Origin of the sequence: Thioalkalivibrio sp. ALJ16 (genome assembly GCF_000377345.1) — a bacterium.
GTDB lineage: Bacteria > Pseudomonadota > Gammaproteobacteria > Ectothiorhodospirales > Ectothiorhodospiraceae > Thioalkalivibrio.
Genome location: NZ_KB898045.1, coordinates 52,377 through 71,851 on the forward strand (window position 1 = coordinate 52,377; position 19,475 = coordinate 71,851).

Annotated in this window: 22 protein-coding genes and 2 pseudogenes; 8 read left to right on the forward strand and 16 right to left on the reverse strand. The window is 62.5% G+C overall.

Annotated elements, in window-relative coordinates:
* The first annotated feature begins 3 nt into the window (after positions 1 to 3).
* Positions 4 to 252 carry a YcgL domain-containing protein gene (locus D000_RS0109010; RefSeq protein ID WP_018873205.1) on the forward strand — a complete coding sequence of 83 codons (249 nt, stop codon included), beginning with the start codon at positions 4 to 6 and terminating at the stop codon, positions 250 to 252.
* Between the two features lie 419 nt (positions 253 to 671).
* Positions 672 to 2,492: a translational GTPase TypA gene (typA, locus tag D000_RS0109015; protein WP_018873206.1), complete on the forward strand. Its 1,821-nt coding sequence runs from the start codon at positions 672 to 674 to the stop codon at positions 2,490 to 2,492.
* Between the two features lie 262 nt (positions 2,493 to 2,754).
* On the opposite strand, the gene D000_RS0109020 is transcribed toward typA, so the two are convergent.
* On the reverse strand, positions 2,755 to 3,552 hold the full coding sequence (locus tag D000_RS0109020; RefSeq protein WP_018873207.1) for an NF038132 family protein: 798 nt from the start codon (positions 3,550 to 3,552) through the stop codon (positions 2,755 to 2,757).
* A 300-nt stretch (positions 3,553 to 3,852) separates the two neighbouring features.
* On the opposite strand from D000_RS0109020, the pseudogene D000_RS13885 reads away from it, so the two are divergent.
* Positions 3,853 to 4,111 (forward strand): annotated as a pseudogene (locus D000_RS13885) (GTP-binding protein TypA); the annotation flags it as partial.
* A 157-nt stretch (positions 4,112 to 4,268) separates the two neighbouring features.
* On the opposite strand, the gene D000_RS13890 reads toward D000_RS13885, so the two are convergent.
* From D000_RS13890 to D000_RS0109055, 7 genes are all read right to left on the reverse strand, one after another.
* A complete protein-coding gene (locus D000_RS13890) occupies positions 4,269 to 4,682 on the reverse strand; it encodes a type IV pilin protein (protein ID WP_038047701.1) in 414 nt (137 codons plus the stop codon).
* A gap of 83 nt (positions 4,683 to 4,765) precedes the next feature.
* Positions 4,766 to 8,224 carry a pilus assembly protein gene (locus tag D000_RS0109030; RefSeq protein WP_026279878.1) on the reverse strand — a complete coding sequence of 1,153 codons (3,459 nt, stop codon included), beginning with the start codon at positions 8,222 to 8,224 and terminating at the stop codon, positions 4,766 to 4,768.
* 38 nt (positions 8,225 to 8,262) lie between these two features.
* Entirely contained in the window at positions 8,263 to 8,742 is a 480-nt protein-coding gene (locus D000_RS0109035; protein WP_051074956.1) for a PilX N-terminal domain-containing pilus assembly protein, read from the reverse strand.
* 17 nt (positions 8,743 to 8,759) lie between these two features.
* The gene (locus D000_RS0109040; RefSeq protein WP_018873211.1) at positions 8,760 to 9,794 is read right to left on the reverse strand and encodes a PilW family protein; all 1,035 of its coding nucleotides are present in this window, start codon (positions 9,792 to 9,794) and stop codon (positions 8,760 to 8,762) included.
* Positions 9,791 to 10,273, reverse strand: a complete 483-nt coding sequence (gene pilV / locus D000_RS0109045) for a type IV pilus modification protein PilV (protein ID WP_038047707.1) — start codon at positions 10,271 to 10,273, stop codon at positions 9,791 to 9,793. Before pilV ends, D000_RS0109040 begins: the two co-directional genes overlap by 4 nt.
* A 40-nt stretch (positions 10,274 to 10,313) precedes the next feature.
* Positions 10,314 to 10,802 (reverse strand): GspH/FimT family pseudopilin, encoded by a 489-nt coding sequence (locus D000_RS0109050; RefSeq protein WP_018873213.1) that lies wholly within the window; start codon positions 10,800 to 10,802, stop codon positions 10,314 to 10,316.
* Positions 10,803 to 10,968: 166 nt separating this feature from the next.
* Positions 10,969 to 11,496, reverse strand: a complete 528-nt coding sequence (locus tag D000_RS0109055) for a GspH/FimT family pseudopilin (RefSeq protein WP_026279882.1) — start codon at positions 11,494 to 11,496, stop codon at positions 10,969 to 10,971.
* A gap of 205 nt (positions 11,497 to 11,701) precedes the next feature.
* On the opposite strand from D000_RS0109055, the gene D000_RS0109060 reads away from it, so the two are divergent.
* Positions 11,702 to 12,568: an SUMF1/EgtB/PvdO family nonheme iron enzyme gene (locus D000_RS0109060; RefSeq protein WP_018873215.1), complete on the forward strand. Its 867-nt coding sequence runs from the start codon at positions 11,702 to 11,704 to the stop codon at positions 12,566 to 12,568.
* A gap of 326 nt (positions 12,569 to 12,894) precedes the next feature.
* Here the strand turns inward: D000_RS0109060 and D000_RS0109065 are convergent, their stop codons facing one another.
* From D000_RS0109065 to D000_RS0109090, 6 genes are all read right to left on the reverse strand, one after another.
* Positions 12,895 to 13,275 carry a type II toxin-antitoxin system VapC family toxin gene (locus D000_RS0109065; protein ID WP_018873216.1) on the reverse strand — a complete coding sequence of 127 codons (381 nt, stop codon included), beginning with the start codon at positions 13,273 to 13,275 and terminating at the stop codon, positions 12,895 to 12,897.
* A complete protein-coding gene (locus D000_RS0109070) occupies positions 13,275 to 13,517 on the reverse strand; it encodes a type II toxin-antitoxin system Phd/YefM family antitoxin (RefSeq protein ID WP_018873217.1) in 243 nt (80 codons plus the stop codon). Before D000_RS0109070 ends, D000_RS0109065 begins: the two co-directional genes overlap by 1 nt.
* Positions 13,518 to 13,720: 203 nt before the next feature.
* Positions 13,721 to 13,975 (reverse strand): Txe/YoeB family addiction module toxin, encoded by a 255-nt coding sequence (locus tag D000_RS0109075; protein WP_018873218.1) that lies wholly within the window; start codon positions 13,973 to 13,975, stop codon positions 13,721 to 13,723.
* Between the two features lie 262 nt (positions 13,976 to 14,237).
* Positions 14,238 to 14,492 carry a type II toxin-antitoxin system Phd/YefM family antitoxin gene (locus D000_RS0109080; protein ID WP_026279883.1) on the reverse strand — a complete coding sequence of 85 codons (255 nt, stop codon included), beginning with the start codon at positions 14,490 to 14,492 and terminating at the stop codon, positions 14,238 to 14,240.
* Between the two features lie 232 nt (positions 14,493 to 14,724).
* Positions 14,725 to 15,264, reverse strand: a complete 540-nt coding sequence (locus D000_RS0109085; RefSeq protein WP_018873220.1) for a protein disulfide oxidoreductase — start codon at positions 15,262 to 15,264, stop codon at positions 14,725 to 14,727.
* Positions 15,261 to 15,692 carry a hypothetical protein gene (locus D000_RS0109090; protein WP_018873221.1) on the reverse strand — a complete coding sequence of 144 codons (432 nt, stop codon included), beginning with the start codon at positions 15,690 to 15,692 and terminating at the stop codon, positions 15,261 to 15,263. Before D000_RS0109090 ends, D000_RS0109085 begins: the two co-directional genes overlap by 4 nt.
* 137 nt (positions 15,693 to 15,829) lie before the next feature.
* On the opposite strand from D000_RS0109090, the gene nadA reads away from it, so the two are divergent.
* The 3 genes and pseudogenes from nadA (at position 15,830) to D000_RS0109105 (ending at position 17,613) form a co-directional block, all read left to right on the forward strand.
* Positions 15,830 to 16,912, forward strand: a complete 1,083-nt coding sequence (gene nadA / locus D000_RS0109095; protein WP_026279884.1) for a quinolinate synthase NadA — start codon at positions 15,830 to 15,832, stop codon at positions 16,910 to 16,912.
* 44 nt (positions 16,913 to 16,956) lie between these two features.
* The gene (locus D000_RS0109100; protein WP_026279885.1) at positions 16,957 to 17,268 is read left to right on the forward strand and encodes a nucleotidyltransferase family protein; all 312 of its coding nucleotides are present in this window, start codon (positions 16,957 to 16,959) and stop codon (positions 17,266 to 17,268) included.
* Between the two features lie 4 nt (positions 17,269 to 17,272).
* A pseudogene (locus tag D000_RS0109105) lies at positions 17,273 to 17,613 on the forward strand (DUF86 domain-containing protein).
* An 88-nt stretch (positions 17,614 to 17,701) separates the two neighbouring features.
* Here the strand turns inward: D000_RS0109105 and D000_RS0109110 are convergent.
* Positions 17,702 to 17,908 (reverse strand): hypothetical protein, encoded by a 207-nt coding sequence (locus tag D000_RS0109110; protein WP_018649187.1) that lies wholly within the window; start codon positions 17,906 to 17,908, stop codon positions 17,702 to 17,704.
* Between the two features lie 371 nt (positions 17,909 to 18,279).
* Between D000_RS0109110 and D000_RS0109115 the strand changes: the two genes are divergently transcribed.
* Positions 18,280 to 18,636, forward strand: a complete 357-nt coding sequence (locus D000_RS0109115) for a hypothetical protein (protein ID WP_018873225.1) — start codon at positions 18,280 to 18,282, stop codon at positions 18,634 to 18,636.
* 297 nt (positions 18,637 to 18,933) lie between these two features.
* Here D000_RS0109115 and D000_RS0109120 read toward each other — a convergent pair whose 3' ends face one another.
* Entirely contained in the window at positions 18,934 to 19,464 is a 531-nt protein-coding gene (locus tag D000_RS0109120; RefSeq protein ID WP_018873226.1) for a hypothetical protein, read from the reverse strand.
* Positions 19,465 to 19,475 lie beyond the last annotated feature (11 nt).

Consider the following 19,475-nt stretch of genomic DNA (forward strand, 5'->3'; position numbering starts at 1 on the left):
CCCATGCAGTGCTATGTCTACCGCGCGACCCGGCGCGCCGATACCTACGTCTACCTGCCGCAGAAGGACGACTTCTCCGAGCTCCCCGACGGCTTGACCCGCGCACTCGGTCGCCTCGAGTTCGCCCTGGAGTTCGAACTGACCCCGGAGCGCGCCCTGGCCCAGGAAGACCCGCAAAAGGTCCTGGCCAACCTCAAGGAGCAGGGCTTCCACCTCCAGCTCCCGCCCCCGGAAGACGAACCCGGCACCTGATCTCCCGCGCGGTCGCCACCCATCGCGCCGCCAGGCTCATAGAGCCGACCCCTGCTCGGGTCATCCCGTCCCCTCGAAGCCTCCACCCGGTCATCCCGGAAACCGCGCAGCGGTTATCCGGGATCTCATGCGTCGGAGCATTCCCAAGCCCTGGGGCTGATCCGGTGTTGGAGATCCCGGCTCTTCGCTGCGCTGCGGCCGGGATGACCGGGGCGGGTGGGTGTGTGTGGGAGGGGTAACGAGGCGAAACGGTTGCGGCCGGGGGCGCCGGTTACTGATGCAGGGCAGGTGGCCGCTTTGCTGCGCTGGCGGCGCGTGGCGGCGAAGGAGCCTGCGCATAAAACAGGGGAGTCGCAGCGCGGTCATGAATAAGTCTGTATAGTGTCGGCCCTTTTGCCAGTATCCAGAGTTTGTATTCCATGACCGAGAAGCTTCGCAACATCGCCATCATCGCCCACGTCGATCATGGCAAGACCACGCTGGTCGACCAGCTCCTGCGCCAGTCCGGCACGCTTGATGCGCGTGGCGACCACGGCGAGCGGATCATGGATTCGAACGCGATCGAGAAAGAACGTGGTATCACCATCCTGGCCAAGAACACGGCCATCGAATGGCAGGACTACCGCATCAACATCGTCGACACCCCCGGGCACGCCGACTTCGGTGGCGAGGTCGAGCGGGTGCTGTCCATGGTCGACTCCGTGCTGCTGCTGGTGGACGCGGTCGACGGCCCGATGCCGCAGACCCGCTTCGTGACCCAGAAGGCCTTCGCGATGGGCTTCAAGCCGATCGTGGTGGTCAACAAGGTCGACCGCCCCGGCGCCCGCCCGGACTGGGCCGTGGACCAGGTGTTCGACCTGTTCGACCGCCTCGGCGCGACCGACGAGCAGCTGGACTTCCCCATCGTGTTCGCCTCCGCGCTGAACGGCTTCGCCGGCATGGATTCCAGCGTGACCGAAGGCGACATGACCTGCCTGTTCGAGACCATCGTCAAGCATGTCTCGCCGCCAAACGTGGACGTCGACGGCCCGTTCCAGATGCAGGTCTCCTCGCTGGACTACAACTCCTACCAGGGCCTGATCGGCATCGGCCGCGTGAAGCGCGGGCGCATCAAGCCGAACACCCCGGTCAAGGTAGTGGACCGCGAAGGCAAGGTACGTAACGGCCGCATGCTGCAGATCATGGGCTTTCATGGCCTGGAGCGTGTCGAGGTCGCGGAGGCCCGTGCCGGAGACATCATCACCTTCACCGGCATGGACGAGCTGTACATCTCCGACACCCTGTGCGATCCGAATAACGTCGAGGCGATGGAGCCGCTGACCGTGGACGAACCGACGGTGACCATGACCTTCCAGGTCAACACTTCGCCGTTCGCCGGGCGCGAAGGCAAGTACGTGACCTCGCGCGTGCTGCGCGACCGCCTGCTGGAAGAGCTCAAGCACAACGTCGCCCTGCGCGTGGAAGAGACCGACGACGCCGACAAGTTCAGGGTCTCCGGGCGTGGCGAACTGCACCTGGGCATCCTGATCGAGAACATGCGCCGCGAAGGCTACGAGCTGGGCGTCTCGCGCCCGGAAGTGGTCATCAAGGAAGTGGACGGTGTGAAGCAGGAGCCCTACGAGGCCGTCACCGTCGACGTCGAGGAGCAGCACCAGGGCACGATCATGGAGAAGCTCGGCGAACGCCGCGGCGACATGACCAACATGGTGCCCGACGGCAAGGGCCGCGTGCGCCTGGACTTCATCATCCCGTCGCGCGGGCTGATCGGCTTCCAGACCGAGTTCATGACCGCGACATCCGGCACCGGCATCCTGCACCACATCTTTGACCACTACGGCCCTTACCAGCCGGGTGCAGTCGCCTCGCGCCAGAACGGCGTGCTGATCGCCAATGCCGCCGGCAAGGCGTTGGGCTTTGCGCTGTTCAACCTGCAGGATCGCGGCAAGCTGTTCATCGGCCCCGGCGACGAGGTCTACGAGGGCATGGTGATCGGCCTGCACTCGCGCGAGAACGACCTGGTCGTCAACGCGCTCAAGGCCAAACAGCTGACCAACATCCGCGCCGCCGGCACGGACGAGAACATTCAGCTGACCCCGCCGATCCGCATGACGCTGGAGCAGGCCATCGAGTTCATCGACGACGACGAACTCGTCGAGGTCACCCCGGAAAACATCCGCATCCGCAAGAAGTTCCTGCTCGAGCACGAACGCAAGAAGGCCTCCCGCGCCGCCTCGGCGTAAGGGCTGACGCCCGCGTCCCTCACAAGGGGCAAGGCAAAAAAGCGCCCGGTCGGATCATCCGCCGGGCGCTTTTTGTGTATATGGGCGGTGTGCAGGCAAAAGCCAGAGGCGAACTCTGCATGCGCAGAGTTCAAAAGACAGGATCGGACCCCGCGACTCACATAGTAACTGGCGCGTTTGCGGGCAGAAAAAACGCCCGCCAGAGGTTGTGTGGCGGGCGTGAGGTCTGGCGATTGCCTGAGCCGGGGTTTTAGCGCGAGGGTTACCGCGCCGTGAGCTTGCGACGGATACCCAGCATGGCGACCAGTCCGGTCAGGAAGAGCGCGAGTGTCGCCGGCAGGGGGACCTCGGTCGGGTCGCCGCCGATGTCCTGACCCGCAATAGTCGCGCCGTCAAAGGCGAGCCCTGACTGGAAGGCCTCATCTGACCAGTTCACCACGCCGAACTGGAGGGCATAGGTGCCGGCCTCGTCGAAGCTGAAGCTGCTTTCAATCCAGTCGGTATAGCCGCAACCGTCGTCCCAGCAGGTCCCGGAGCTGGCGCCCAGCGGCGACCACTCCGGCGCGCCGGCAATGACGGGGGTTTCTGCCGGGTTCAGCGACACCTCGGCGTCCGGTTCCGGAAGGTTGAACCCGGGCACCGTGTCGCCCTCCGGGGTGGCGCGGGCGGTAAAGAGCTGGAGCGTTGGCTCCATGTTGCTGTCCAGCAGCAGGGCCCAGGCATAGTCGGTGAAGCCACCACCGTCCGATGTGACGAAATTGAAGAAGAAGTTCAGCTCGTCACCCTGATTGGCCTGAAACAGGGGCGATGTGATTGTCGTTCCGGTGGTCTCAGATCCCACACCGAGGCCGTCGGTGTCGATGCCATTGGCGGTAGAAATCCAGCCGTATTCGGAGCTGCCGAAGGGCGAGAGCGTCACGTCCCCGTCGGCGGCGGAGGTGCCGCAGTTGCCCTCGCAGGTCCAGCCGGAGATGTCGATCGGGGAGCTGTGTGCACTGTGGGCCCATCCCATCAGGCTGAGTGCGCCCGCGATGACCAGGAGCTTTCTCGAAGTTTTCATTGCCTATCCTTTGCTTTGCCAGGTGTCTGTGACGAGGACGGGCAGTTTCCGTCCATGGCCTGGATCATATGCAAAGGTTATGCCGGTTTAATTTAAATAATTGATATAAAATAAAAAAGAATCGATCGGTCGAGCGCTCAGCTACTCTTTTGTAAAAAATGCCGACAGCCGGAGCAGCGCCTAAATACCGCGCGGGTCGTCTTGGCGAGCGGCTAAACCGGTCATACTGACAGAGCGCTCTTTTGAAATGACCGAATTGGCGGATGCGGCGCCGAGAGCGCGCCGCATCCGCCTGCGTGTATGGTGATCGGCCCGCTCTCGCGCGAGAACGACCTGGTCGTGAACGCACTCAAGGCCAAGCAGGTAGCCCATATTCGCGCCGCCAGTAGCGACGAGAACATCCAGCTGACCCCGCCGATCCGACATGACGCTGGAGCAGGCTATCGAGTTCATCGGCGACGACGAACTGGTCGAGATTGCTCTAGAAAACATCCGCATTCGCCATAAGTCCCAGCTCGAACACGACTCAAAGAAGCCCGTCCGCGCCGCCTCGGCGTAATGATCGACGCAAGCACCCCGCCAGTGGGCCAAGCGACCAGAAGCGCCCGGTCGCACCTGCTGTCTGGCACTTTTTCTATTTGTAGGCGGTGTTTCTGTCAGGCAAAAGGCAAGGTTTGCCCCCGCGCGTGCGCTCGTGAGAACAAGGGTTTTACGAGTCACCAGCAGTCACTGACGTCACCCTCGGCACCCTTTTGGCCGCGTTCGTTTAGTGTGAGGTCGCCGCAGGAGCGCCGGTCATTTTGTTGGGCGCCTAATGGGGATGCGGTCAATGTAAAGGTCTGCGTATTCGGTATCGGGTCAGGGGAAAAGTCGTATCGATTGTTCATGTCCCCTTCGTTCATGCAGCCTCGATTAGGTAGCGCACCCGAGTAGCTCATAGTGCTCGTGTATCGTCGCTCAAGCGCCTGAGAGAGCTCGGTCAGACAGGCGCCGGCGGTCGTGCGGTAGGAGTTGATCACGTATTGCTGATAGGCGGGATAAGCGATTGCAGCAAGTATTGCAATTATCGCAACCACGATCATTAGTTCGATCAGAGTGAAGCCTCTGCGTGCGCTTGGTAGGGCGTACATTTCGCGATACTCCTATAGGCCGGTTCTGTTCTCCGGCCGTCCGTGCCTGAGTCGGTCTCGGGCTTGATTTATGCAACCCTAGATCAGCGAAGCTGAATCCACGAACGCGGGCGGATGGTTCCAGTCCCGGGGCCGGCGAGCTCTTCCGGGCCGTCCGCGTCAGTGCCGCCAAGAATCCGAGTGATGGTTCCGTCGGGGCTCTGCACAACGGTTGGGGTGGCCATGATCCCGATTCCGGGGTCCACGGCGCTGACGGGAATGTCTTCGCCATCAATGTTAATCATGTCGCCCACACCGAAGTCGCCGTCATTGTTCAGGTCAAAAACCGGGTCGTTGGGTCGGCCGCCAGTCGCGGCATCCAGCGCAACGAGCGAAGATGATCCGCCACCTGCGCACGGATCGTCCGAAGGGGTGAGTGTGACGAACTCAACGCGCCCGCCAACGATCTGGGCGCGTTCAACGACACGTTCACCTTCTGGGCTCGGATAATCCAGGTCGATATACCACCCTTCATGCACACTGGAATCGAAGCCCTCACCGGAGGAAGTCGCGCGCACATTGAAGCCTTCGATTACACCCTCACCGATGAATTCATTGCGGTACAGGTTGTTGCGGCTCACCGGGGTCGAGATGCTGTCATAGTCGCGGATACCGTAGAAGCTCTGGACCGGTGCGGGGCTCGGTACCTGGTTGTCGGCGTTTTCTAGGTATTTGCCGGTTCCGAACAGCACAATCGACCCGCCACCAGGGTGGGTGCCTACCGTCGGCCGGGCGGTGATCGGTTGCGTCTCGCCATTTGGAGCCGTTGCCTGAAAGTGCAGGTTGGCACCCCACTGGTTGGTCGTGTTCGTGTTGCTGATATCGAACTTCCAAAGGTTGCCCTGCAGATCACCGGCGAAGCCGTCCTGGATCACGCCTTCCGCGTTGGCCCGAAAGGTCGCCTCGGATAGGCCATTGCCACCAGTGGCACCAGTTCCCAGCTCGAAAACGCTGCCCGATGCCAGGTTGGCAACTATCAGGATCGCCTCGTCGGCGTCGCTCCCATAACCATTGGCGAAGAGGGCTGACCACTGCCCGTTGGCCGTTTGGGCGACCGTTGGCGCCCCGAACGTATGTCCCAGTGCGCTAATGTCGTCGCCTGACAACTCCCAGAGGATGTTGTCGGCAGAGAAACTGGTGGGGTCGGTGACGTCCAGTGCGTAGATACCGCGCCCCCCGGCGCCGAGTGTGCCGACCAGTACCGTGCGCCACGAGCCGTCGATCTGCGCGTGAGCGATGGTCTGCTGGCCGTCCACGAAGAACTGGTGGCTGTAGTTGGGATCGGCCAGATCCGGAAGCTTGTCAAACACCGCGTTGGGTACGAAGGCAAAAAGTTCTTCTCCCGTCTGTCCGTCAAACGCGTGGAGCATCCCGGCGTTGCCTCCCACGTAGACAACCTCGGGGATAGTCTGGTTATCGGACCGGAACTGCGTGTAGCCGTCCATCTGTGAGTACCCGAAATTCAGATTAGGGGTCTGGACAGCCGGGCTCGAGTTGATGAAGTTGCCCAGGGGATTCGAGCGATTACGCCACTCGCCTCCGTTTTGGAGTTCGTGGCTTGGATCGCCTCGCAGGTATGCCAGTAGGTCGGGACCGGTCAGATTCGACCCGCCAGAGAGTACCGGAGCGTCGGAAAGGATTTGTTGCTGTGTGGCACTCAGGTTGTTCCAATCGAAGGAAATCCCCTCGTTACCGTCATAGGAAAAAATGTTGCGATTCTGTGGTTGAGGCAGAGCTTCGGACGCGACCCACTGTTCAGAGAAGACACCTTGGTCCAGCAAGAAATCAAAGGCTCGAAGGTCTCCCGACCAATCGGCCGAGTTGAACGAGGCCTGATACACCAGGTTGGTCCCGTCAGGTTGGTAGGTGGTTGACGCGGCCGCCACAGAGGATGCGCTGCCGGTAGCCTCGGCGATGATGGCCTCGAAGATCTGGCTCATCGCGAGATCAAGGCCTTCCTCGTCGGTTGCATCGAACGCCGTGCCTGTGCCGCCGGCCTCGGCCAGCAAGTTCAGTGGATTTTCAGGCATTCCCGGGATGCCAGACACGCCAGGAGGCAGGGCAAACCCCACAATGTATGTGCTCACTCCCGTGTCGTTATGGAAGTTGGCAACAGCCTGCTGGGCATCTTCGAGGGCCTGCGGCAGGTCCGCGCCCAAGCCAATTCCATCGGCGGACACAGAAGGCAAACCATCCGTAACCCAAATGGCCGCGTTTACACCGCAGCTTCTCGGCATCTGTGCCGCGTTGTCGGATCCTTGGTTGTTCCCCAGCGCGCTACCGGGAGTACCCGTCATGTCTCCGCTTTCATCCGGGTGCACGAACTGCAGGAAGTAATCCCGAGCCGTTTGCATGGTGCCTTCGAGCGGCGTCAGGCCTGATGCAATTAGTGGCCACGATGGGTCGGACATCGGGTTGCCCGTGCCATCCCAGTCATGGCGCTGCGGTTGCAGCTTGGTGCGAATGGCCTCCCAATGGTCGCTGTCGATGCTTCCGTCTTCGTTCAGGCCGCCAACGGGAACGTGCAGATATCCGAGTCCGGGTGATTGCGTGTTTCGCCACTCTAGCTGGTTATATTGAAAAAACACCGCACGCTGTCCCCAGCTAGTGATATTTCGCTGCCGCTGGCTGTCGACCAGAAAAGTGTTAATTGTCCCTGTGGGACTGGCGAAATACAGCCCACTGTCTGGGTCCAAGAATGTTTGTGTGCCGCCGAATGTACGGAGGTCTGCGTAGCGATTGTTCTGGAATCCATCGGGCGGGTTGTTTTGAGACGTGTTACCTGTGTACCACCGATACTCAGTTTGGTCCGATGTTGGGGTCCCGAAAGAACCATCACCCGTGTCCCAGAAATATCCTGGGACGCCATCGTTGAAAAATATCCAGATGTTGTCACGCGTCGGGTGAGGTGCGCGAAAGCGCTTGGTGCTGGAATCCCAAGCCCCTTCGAAGTCCGGGTCGTACCAGTCCGGTTCCGGGTCAGTGCTGAAGCGGGTGTCAATCGCACGCTCCACCAATCGCCAGCGCACGGTTCCGCCCGCGTTAAAGGCGTTGCGGTTGTTACTGGCGGGCATCTGTTGATAGGACATCAGGCCCAGATTCACCTGGCCTTCGTACTGATTGACGAGGTTGAGGCCCACGCGCTTAACGATACTGCCCTTACTGTTGGGGTGCCTGGCACCTGCGGGGCAAACGTCATCTTCCGGGGCGCGGTTGTAGTCGATATCCGGTTCGAGATCTGGGCCCGGCTGGCAGAGCGGATTGTCCTGATCCATGGCCAGACGCCCGTCGGGACTTTCCTGCATGCTTTCGGACGTATCCGGAATGAACAGGATGTTCGGTGGCAATGCGGAGTCCTGCAGGAACAGGGGCGTATTGGCCAGGTTAATGCCATGTGCTGTCCCCGAAAACGCCATGGTGGCTGCAGCAACCGCAATGGTGATGCGGCTGCGGGCGAGCCGAAGCGGACGGGCCGGTGGGGTGTTGGTTCGATATGAAGCCATGGCTTTGTTCTCTGTTTGACGGGATCACGCCCGTGGCACTAGTTTGATCGGATTACGGCCTGCAGGATGACGATCGCTTCTGGGCTGCCACCGACACCTTTGGAGGTGATCCTATACGCATTCCCCGTAACCACCGCGCCGAAGTCTTCAGGACAGACTTGCCCTGGCGGGCACTCGGCGCCAGTGATCTCGAGGCGCTCCACGTAGTAAGCGAAACTCTGCGGGGAAGCGGATAATTCTTCGTCCCACTCCGAGGCAACCCATGAGGGAAAGTCCACCATCGGACTTGTGTTGCCGGGTAGTCCCCTCTGTGCATCTCGGAGGCCCCGCTCTGCTTGTTGAAAGGCGATGTTGCGGTCATGCATATTGCCAGCCATGCGCTCTTGCAGGACGGTGTTCTGCATGCCTGCAACGGCCAAAAGAGTGATCACCAAAAGCAGGATGAGTGCAACAATGAGAGCGGAGCCTCCTTGCCGGTCGGAGCCTGCTGAACGATTGCCAATATGATTAAAAGCCATAGGATTGATCCCTCGCGTCACTCGAGTCGATTGCGCGCGGCGATGGTGGTGGTGAAAGTCTGGTAGAGGCGCCGGTCCGGCGCGTCGAACAAGCTGCTACCAAAATAGAGATTTGTTCGAGGCTGTTCGACCACGTTGTCTTCGGCCCCGTTGTGTACCAGCAGATGAACACGGACGGCCGCAGCGTTTGGCCAGTCATTGGTCGTCATGTCATCTGCGGCTACGTATCGATCCACCCGCCGGTCTCCGTTGTCATCCAGGCCGTAATCGATCCGCATATCGTGGACGCCTTCGGCAATTTCCCGGGGTGGTGCACCTGTTGACAAGTTCATTCGAAAGAGGCTCGTTCGGTCTGGATCAGCGGTGCTTTCGCCTATGAAATACGATGTGGTGGACAGGCTCAGCAAGTCAATGGGGCCTGAAAATTCCGTGTAATTTGCGGACTGTGGAGGCAGATTGCCCGGCCCGCCTGGACTTTGGGACCGGTTCAGGTTGGCAGCATTCTCATTGGCGTTGTGCTGAAATCGCTCACAACTGCTGCCGGTTTGGTCAACAACCAAGACGATCGTGCCCATTGGAATGCCAGCCTCGGAGCCATCAAGCACGATGGGTGGGACGTTTCCAGCGCCGTTTCCAGCCGCAACAAGGTCTCGCCCAGACGAAGTCATGCGATTGATCGTCAGGAAATCCCCTCTAACATATCGGTTAGGCAGCGTGCTGGGCGCCGCGGCGAATGCCTGAACGTCATCGTGAATAGAGGCATCATAGCCTGCGTCGTTCACGTTCAAAATGTTGTTGATGTTCCCCCCGGGGCAGCCAACATGTCCGGCTTCGCGGGCATCACGCGCGATACGCTCGATCGCAAAGCGACCGGACTCTTGAACGCGCGACATCGCTTCCTGCGTGCGATAGGTCTGCTGGGTACTGATAAATATGCTGATCGTGCCCCCGATCAGGAGCAGCCCGATGAGCATGGCGACCATCAGCTCCACCAACGTCAGACCGCGGACCACAGGGGAAAGAGAAATTGTCGGGGTTCGGCGGGTGCTCATATTTCGGTCCTGGTGACGAATTCTTCGACTTCTTGACTCTCGTCTTCGGCGAGGCGGCCGTTGTCCCAGCGGATACGGATGACGAATTCATCTCCGCTACGGCTGACTTGGGCGCGGCCGTTTGGCAATCCGCACGCAAGGGCAATACGCCATTCGGTAATATCGTCTGCCGTTACATTGCCGGTCGTTTCCGGAATGTCTTCGGTGGCGTCGGGGCATTCCAGTGCGTCAAATTGGCCGACGTATGCATTATTAAGGGCTTCTTGGCGGTTTGCTCGCATCCGGTCTGCAATGTCGTAGGCAAGGTTGGTCGCCTGCGATCGCATCTGGGAGCCATGGTTGGCCTGTAGCGCGTTGGCCTGCAGGGCGGCTACGCCGATGAGCCCGATGGATAGCACGAGCAGGGCCACCAGTACCTCAATCAAGGTGACACCGGTAGAGTGGCGGGGGGGTATCGGTTTGTTATGTGCTCGGTCCATCAAGAAGGCCCTGGTTGAATCTCGGTTGTGCGGGGCGCTGCTAGCAGGCGATGCGCTGCACGGATGCTCGGCCACCGGGGCCGACGTATATTTCGCGCGCGCGCTCGCCTCCGGCACAGTCCTCGGGTTGAATGACGAAGGTGAATTCGGCGTCGTCGTCATCCGTGTCCATCCGTCCGCCGAGGGCATCGAATGCTAGGAAGTCATCTTCCCCCGAAGCGGCGATGGTTACCCGCGCCGGGAGCTCGGTCCACTCGCGAAGCTGGTCTCCGCCGCAGCCTTCGCTGCGAACGACTTGCCAGCCGTCTGCCCATCCGTCACCCAGCGGACATACGGATACCGGCAAGCCTCTCCTGACGGCTTCGCTTCGCGCATAGTTAAAGGCGGTGGTCAGCTCGTTGGCTGCGGCAGTGACACGGTTGTTTTCGATGATGAACCGAAAGCTGGGCACGGCGATCGACGCCAGCACTGCGAACACCGCAATGGTGACCATCAGTTCGACGAGCGTGAATCCGCGGAGTCGGGTCATTGAGCGTCAGCCGTTCTGGGGTTTCGTGATTTCAGAGATAAACGCGCGGCGGTTGTACTGCAAGGTCCGATTGGGTTAGTGGTCGAATCGCGCGGACGAGCGGTTGCAGCCGTCGCATCCGCTGGGGTGCCGTGGCGCTGCGCCGGGATCGGCCGGGCCCGATGGTCTAGGCGCAGTCGGCGGTGTCGACGCGGGGGCGACCGGTACTGCTGATGATGATCGCGCGGCCCTCGCCGTTGCCGGTGCAAACCGTGACCGTGCCCATGAGCAGCGCACCCGACAGGCGCTCGGACTGGCCGAGGGCGTTGTAGGAGATGTGCTGGCTGACCGGCTGGTTGCCGGCCACCGCCACATTGGAGTCGGTCCAGGCGTTGCCTGCGCGCAGGATGCTCGCGGGATCGGGCGGTTGTTCGGTCCGCGCCGGATTGGCGTAGAGGATCCAGCCGGCGTCCCAGTCCGCGCCGCTGGTGCAGGTGTTGCCGTCGTTGGAGGTACAGAGTGTGACCAGATGGCCGCGCCGAATGGCCTCGCTGCGAGCCATGTGCAGGGTGGTCAGGAACTGGTTGGTGGATGTGGTCAGGCGGGTCTGCTCGACGAGACTGCCGAAAGCTGGCACGCCGATCCCCAGCAGGATGGAGGCCACCAGCAGGGTGACCATCAGCTCCACCAGGGTGAAGCCGCGCGAGCGCTCCATGTGCTCCATGTTTGACTCCTCCCTGAGCCCAAACAAGGATCGGAGCGTAAAATGGCCTCGCGGCCTGCGCAAGCCACAACGGGCTGTGGCGAACCTCGGGCGCTAACGCTTGCCTACAGGCTTGTTAATACGGGCGGCGTGCGACGACGGGAGTCGGAAGGCGGCGAGCGCCGGCAACGGTCAGGAACTGGAGGTGTGCAGTCCCATGGTGACGGATGTGCAGCGGATGGATCAGGCGGATCTGCTGGATTTGCAGCAGCAGGCGGCGCGTGCCGCAAGGCTGGACGTCGGTTTTCGTGACGAGGCGCGTTCCGGCGCGCTGACGCCGGAGCTGCGGGTGATCCCGGCCGGGGAGTTCGAGATGGGTTCGGATGCCTCGGAATACGGGCATCAGCCACACGAGGGGCCGCGGCGCTTCGTGGCGCTGGAGCGGTCCTTCGCGCTGGGGCGGTATGCGATTACGCGCGAGGAGTGGGAGGCGTTCCAGGCCGCGACGGGCTGGGAGCCCTGGGAATGGCTGGTCTGGCCCAGCACGCCGCGCATGCCGATCTTCAATATCAAGCCGGACAGCATCCAGCAGTACCTGGACTGGCTGAGCGAGGAGACGGGCAAGCGCTATCGCCTGCCGACCGAGGCGGAGTGGGAATATGCCTGCCGGGCCGGTACTCGCACGCCGTTTGCCTTCGGAGAAGTGGTGGGGTGTCGCGACGTGCACTTCAATTCGTTGTTCCCGTACGAGGAGCGGCGCCAGCGGCGCAAGTGGTACATCCCGGCGTGTTTCCCGCTGTCGCGGCCGCTGGATGTAGGCAGTTTCCAGCCCAACCTGTGGGGGCTGTACGACATGCACGGCAATGTGCAGGAGTTCACCTCCACGCCATGGCATGACAGCCATGCGAGCCTGCCGCGCGATGGCGTCTACCGTCGCGATCCGGACAACGAGTGGGTGGTCGCCAAGGGCGGTTCCTGGTTCGATCCGGCGGTGAACACCCGCAGCGCTGCCCGGCGTCGCCGCAATATCGACGAGATGGATACCAACCTGGGATTCCGCGTCCTGCGCGAGCTGGACGATTGAGGCACGGCTTCCCGGCGGCCTGCAGGGTCGGGATGAACCACAGAGGGCACGGAGGGCACGGAGAAGATCGCAGGGCGGGTTTCAAAGGGGGGCACGTCTAGCCACACGAAACGGATCAGGATCAGGAGGTGGCGACTGTCCCCCTCGAACATCACCTGCTTTCGCTCTCCCCATCTTCGGGGAAATGCAATGTCGAAGGGTTTCTCCGTGCCCTCCGTGTCCTCTGTGGTGAACAATCACAGGCCGGGCACCCTTACCGAGTTTTCGTAGGAGCGATGCGTTTCGCTTCACTCAACGGCATCCTACGGTCGGGGTGAAGGGGGCCGCTATTCGGGTCGGAACAGGTGGATCTCCAGGCCCTCGATGTGCCGATAGTGCCGATCGTTGGCCGTGACGAGTGGCAGGCCCAGCTGTGTGGCGGTCGCCGCAATCAGCGCATCGGCCATCTGCATGTTGTGGCTGAGGGCGTAGGTCTCAACAAGGAAGGTTGCGCGGTTCGAGATGGCTTCGCTTACCGGTTGGATGCGGGCATCCCAGTACTGGACGGCCTGGCGCAGCGCGCGGAATTCGGACTGGTCGCGCAGCCCCTGGACGAGTTCCATGTAGGTTACTGCGGACACTGTGAATCCCGGCGAGCTGTCGAGCCATTCGCTGGCTCGCTGATTTCCGCGCAGATTCCAGATCAGGACATCCGTGTCCACTAGCATTACTTGAAGTTCCTGGGTTGCCGGATTCGTCGGACGTGATCGTCAACCGAGCCTTGCTGGTCCCGCCAAAGCCCGAACAGAGGATTATGGTCGGCGCGCGTTTGCGGGGCCGAGGTGCTTCGGTATGGGACCAATTTGGCGCGCAGGCGACCTCGATACGTGATTTCGATCTCCTCGCCCCGGTCCACGGCGGCGAGCAGTTCGCGGCTGTGTAGGCGCATGTCCTTGGTGGTGGCTTCCATGACGGCCTCCGCTGGTTACGCTTTGAAGTGTAACTAAAGTGCGTTGGTGGTCAAGAAGCTGGGTTGCCGGCCACGATCATTTTGATGCGTTTCGCTGCGCTCAACAGCATCCTACGAGGGGCTTCCTGGGCGTAGGGAGCACTGAGCGGAGCGAACTGCACCGTTCGCTTGGTCGCGAACGGTGGCGCGTCCGATGTTTCCGGTCAGTAGTGGTAGCGGATCTGGGCGATCAGCAGGGTCCCGTCGTCCACCTTGTAGACGATGCGGTGTTCGCTATCGATCCGGCGGGACCAGTAGCCGGCAAGGTTGTGCTTGAGGGGTTCGGGCTTCCCGATGCCCGTAAACGGGTCGCGCTGGATGGCCTTGATGAGCTCGTTCACGCGGCGAAGGGTTTTCTTGTCGTGTCGTTGCCAGTAGAGATAGTCCTCCCAGGCAAGTTCGGCAAAGAGTAGCCTCACTCCTCTAGGGGAACACTGATTAGTGTACACGCTCGCGCTCGAGTCGTTTTTGCGTGCGAACAAGGCGCGGTGACTGCCGTGCAGCATCCTGCACAAGGGAGCCGCAACGCCGTGCGCGCGCAAAAGCGGCCGAGCCCCTTCGGGGTTGGCACCCCAGGTTCCCCGATCCTGCGTTGCGGCCCTTGCCGGTAGAACCACTACCGGCTGCGCACCGCGCCTTGGCTCGGAAAACCTGGGGTGCCAACGCGAGTGTGTACACTAATCAGTGTTCCCCTAGCCTCCGTTCCTTGCCTCCCCCTTGCTCCAGTTCGGCGACCGAGGCAAGCAGGCGCCGAGCATTCTCTGGTGCCCGAAGCAGGTAGGCCGTTTCCTGTAGCGCCTCAAAGTCTTCCAGTGACATCATGACCACGGAGGGGGCTTTGTTGCGGGTGATGATAATCGTGGAATGGTCTTCGCAGACCTGTTCCATCGTCTTGGCCAGATTGTTCCGCGCTGCGGTGTAGCTAATGGCGTCCATGGAGTACCCCTTGGGTCCGGATCTGTACATGTACGGGATAATGTACGATTCGGCGTGAGCCATAGCAAGCGAACGGACCATCGTTGATGGACGCTTATGGGAGCTGCTCGGTACCAGCCGGGGCGCACATTGGGGGGTAATGCGTGTCGCTCCGTTCAACCGCATCCTACGGTTGGATTGCGGCGCGCAGGATGCACTGAGCGCAGCGAACTGCACCGTTTGCTGGAGGCTGTTACAGCCAGCGGGCGAGCCAGAGGCGCAGGCGCAGCTCCAGAGGCGGGGCGTAGCCTTGCTTGCGGAAGACGATCTCGCCGTCGGGGTTGATGATGAACGTGGCCGGCACACCGCGGACGTTGTACTGCGCGGCCAGGGTGCCTTGGGGATCGTTGACGACGGCCAGCTCGCGCTCGCGTTCGTTCAGGTGCTCCAGCACCTCCTCCGGTGTGCCGGACTGCATGGCTATCGTCAGGACCGGGTGGCCTTGCGACAGGCGCACGATCTCGCCTTCCTCCAGGCGGCAGATGGGGCACCAGGTGGACCAGAAGTGCAGCAGCATGGGCCGGTCGGCATAGTCGGCAAGGGTGACTGGTGTGCCATCCAGGAGGTAGGCGTCGAATTCGGGCGCCGGGCCCTCGACCATGTCGCGGGCCATCCAGGCGCGCACGGCGAGAAAGATCACCAGTGCGAGCCCGATCTGGATGCCCCAGCTCAGGGCGCGGCGGCGCCGGGAAGGCTTTGGGCGTTTCGGTTTTTCGGGGCGGGTATCGGTCAACGGATCATCTCGGCTTGTCCGGGGCGGGCGCGGGTCCCGCGTTTCTTCGGGCCCTTGCGCACCGCAATGCGCACCAGTTCGTCCTCGTCATCCATCAGACGTTCCCGCTGGGCCTGCGTCAAGAGCGGGTTGCGGGCGACGAAATAGCGCAGGTTTGGATCGCGATCGTTCACGCAGGCCTCGACCTGGTCCGGTGTCAGGTCGGGGCGCTTGGCGCAGTTCAGACGCACGGTCTGGTTGGGGTCGGCCAGCAGCAGGGCGACTTCCTCGGGCGTCAGGTCCATGCGGCGCGAGAAGTAGGCCTTTACCTGGGCGTGCTGATCACGCACCAGCAGCGGGCGCCAGTGCGCCTCGAGGTCCGCGGACAGGGCCAGGTCCATGCGCGCTTCAAAGGAGAGCGCCTTGTATTGGCGGGCAAGTTCATCCATCGGGTGGGCATTATAGGGAGATGACCGGATTGGGGTCCCGCGCCCCCACAATCTGCAGGAACGACACCGCGCGCAGGGCTGTCGTACCATAAGCAACCCGTAATTCTCCTCCGATGGCCTCGGAGAGCGAGGAATCCATGAATGCACCGGTAGCCGACAAGCCGATCTTTCACGTGCCGACCACGGCCCGCGTGACGGCCTCGCTGCATGCGTTGACCGATGCCCAGCGCGACGAAATGGTGCGTCGCATCAAGCGCCTGCTGATCGAGCGCAACGCGGTGCTGGTGGCGCACTACTACGTGGACGAGTCGCTGCAGCGCCTGGCGGACGAGACCGGCGGCTGCGTGGCCGACTCGCTGGAGATGGCGCGCTTCGGCAAGGAGCACCCGGCCGAGACGCTGGTGGTGGCCGGAGTGCGCTTCATGGGCGAGACGGCCAAGATCCTTAGCCCGGAGAAGCGCGTGCTGATGCCGACGCTGGAGGCCGAGTGCTCGCTGGATCTCGGCTGCCCGGCCGACGAGTTCGCAAAGTTCCGCGCCCAGTATCCGGACCACACGGTGGTGGTGTACTCCAATACCTCGGTGGACGTGAAGGCGCAGGCCGACTACGTCGTCACCTCCAGCATTGCCGTGCCGCTGGTCGAGCACTTGCGCGATCAGGGCAAGAAGGTCCTGTGGGCCCCGGACAAGCACCTGGGCGACTACATCCGCCGCACCACCGGTGCCGACATGGTGCTGTGGGATGGCTCCTGCGTGGTGCACGACGAGTTCCGCGCCTGGGCGCTGGAGGACCTGCGCGGCCGCCACCCTGGTGCGGCGGTGCTGGTGCATCCGGAGTCCCCGCGCGAGGTCATCCATCAGGCCGATGTGGTCGGCTCCACCAGCCAGCTGATCGCGGCGGTCAAGAATCGCCCGGAACAGGAATTTATCGTCGCCACGGACAAGGGCATCTTCTACAAGATGCAGCAGGCGGCCCCGGGCAAGACCCTGATCGAGGCCCCCACCGGCGGCCACAGCGCGACCTGCACCAGTTGCGCCCACTGCCCGTGGATGGCCATGAACGACCTGGTCTCGCTGGCCGAGACGCTGGAAGACAACGCCGAGCCAGCCAAAAACGAGATCTTCGTTGACGAGGCTGCGCGTCAGAAGGCCCTGGTGGCCACGCAGCGCATGCTCGACTTCGCCGCCGAACACCGCAAGGCCACCGAAGGCGACGCCTGAATATTTGAATGGGTAAGACCGCTGTGCAACAACAGGACGAGGCAATGGATCAACCATCTCGCAGGCTGAGTCGTTCTGCCGTATTGCAGGCGCTACGGGAGCATCGGGCCCATCTCGAGCGTGAATTCGGTGTACGTGGGCTGGCGTTGTTCGGATCGCTGGCCCGTGACGAAGCCGGCGAGCAGAGTGATGTGGATATTCTTGTCGGCTACGACGGTCCGGCCTCAGCCCAGCAGTATTTTGGCGTTCAGTTCTATCTTGAAGACCTGTTAGGACACCCGGTGGATCTGATCTCCGAAAAGGCCCTGCGCGCCGAGCTGCGTCCGTACGTCGAGCGCGAGGCGATTCGTGTCTGACTCAATGGCGGTGCGCGAGTGGCACTTCTTCTTGACGACATGATTCGATTTGCACGCAAGGCCATGGCTTATACGGATGGCCTTGATCGTGATGCGTTCGTACAGAACGAGCTGGTCTACGATGCGGTGCTTCGAAACCTCGAACTGATCGGTGAGGCGGCCGGGCATATTCCTTCCGAAGCGCGGGAGGCGCACCCGGATATCCCCTGGCGCATGATTGTCGCGACCCGAAACCGGTTGATTCACGCGTATCTGGGTATCGACAGCGACACGATCTGGAACCTGGTAGATGAGCACCTGCCCGCTTTGGTCTGCCGCCTTGAGAACATGCAGCGAGCGTTGTAGTGGACAGTGCTTTTCCGTGGCGGGCCCCGTTGTAGGGGGCCAGCCCTCCGGCCAGTCGGGCACTTGTGCGCACTGATGCCCTTGGGGCTCAGCGGTCGTTCAGCCAGGCGGCCCATTGGGAGTGGGTGGAGACGTCTACGCCGTCGGCCTTCGCGGCCTGTTGCAGGTGTGTTTGCAGGTCGGCCATCAGTTCGGAATCCATCAGCTCCGGCGCCAGCGTCAGCTGCGCGTGCAGCGTGCTGTAGACGAGCTTGAGTTCATTTACCGGATAATGCGACCAGTCGAGGTGGGCCATGCCGTCCGTTCTCCGTTGTGATCCATTGCGTTACAGCCTGCCGCCGGTTGGCGGTGTCATTCAAAAGCACCTACCAGGGAAACACTGATTAATGTACACACTCGCGTTGGCACCCCAGGTTTTCCGAGACAAGGCGCGGTGCGCAGCCGGTAGTGGTTCTACCGGCAAGGGCCGCAACGCAGGATCGGGGAACCTGGGGTACCAACCCCGAAGGGGCTCGGCCTCCCGTTGTTGTCGAAAACGGGCGTGGGAACGGCGTTGCGGTTCCCTTGTGCAGAATGACTGCACGGCAGTCACCGCGCCTTGTTCGCACGCAAAAGCGACTCGAGCGCGAGCGTGTACATTAATCAGTGTTTCCCTTGGAGGCGGAGATGTATAAGCGTCGTGCGCGGCTGCTGGTGGCGGCGGAACGTCCGGACGGGCGTGCCGCACGTGTGGCGGAGCTGGCCGCGGCGGCCGAATTCGAGGACTGGATCGAGGTGCGCCCGGCGCGTGCGATGGCCGCAGTGGCGGACGCTGATCTGGCCTGGGCCGATCTGCTGGTGGCGCTCGATACGGCCGCCGCACGCGCCATGCCCGCGCAGCGCCCCGCGACCTGCCGGCCGAAGTACTGGCAGTTGCCCGGCGAGACCGCGGCGGACTTTGACTTGCAGACCCTGGAGGCACTGCGCTGTATGGTCGGCGGTATGCGCATGCTGGCGCGGGTGGACGCCGAAGACGACGCCTGAGGCGCTGTGTTCTTCCGGTTTGTGCGCATCCTGCGTCATTCCGGCCGAAGTGCCCCGCATCCCTGTCCCCGCGCGGCGCCGGTGCGTGCCTTGCCATCGTCATCCCGGCCGCAGCGCAGCGGAGAGCCGGGATCCACGGCGTCAGGAAGCCCCAACCGCCTGCCCGGCACCAACGCCCGAGATCCCGGATAACCGCTGCGCGGTTTCCGGGATGACATCGAGAGGGGCACGCGATTGGCGTGCTCCCGGGAGATTGCGGGAGATCGCGGTGGCGCTGGGTGCCGCGCGGTGCCGGAGCTATTCGGGGTGGTACGGGACAGGCGCCCGGGCGTGCAGCTGAGCCAGGTGGTCTTCGTACAGGGCCCAGATGCGCGGGGCGATTGCGCCGCGCGAGCCGGGGTAGGTCAGGCGGTCGGGGTTGAAGCTGGTGAGGCGTTCGATCTCGGTACAGCGCAGCTCTTCGCTGATGACGTTGAAGATCAGGATCTGCGTGCCCTGGTCGACGATCGGCAGCAGGGCGCCGATGATGCCGGTGTCGTTGAGTCCGGGTTCGCCGCGGGCATCGCCCAGCTCGGCCGGGGGGCGCACCAGGGTGCCCAGCAGCTCCTGGTAGGCCTGATCGCAGGCGTAGCAGATCTCCGGCGCGCGCAGCCCCTGCACGCGCTCGCAGGCCAGGCGGATGGTCTCGTTGGGCAGTGCCGTGCGCTCCGGTGACAGGCCGATCCGGTTGCGCTCGCCATTGGGCAGCAGACGCGGGACCTTCTCCTGACAGGACGGGCAGCGCCAGTCGGCGACCTGGGGGCCTTCAACAATGTTGCTGGGCGGCATGCGCGACGATC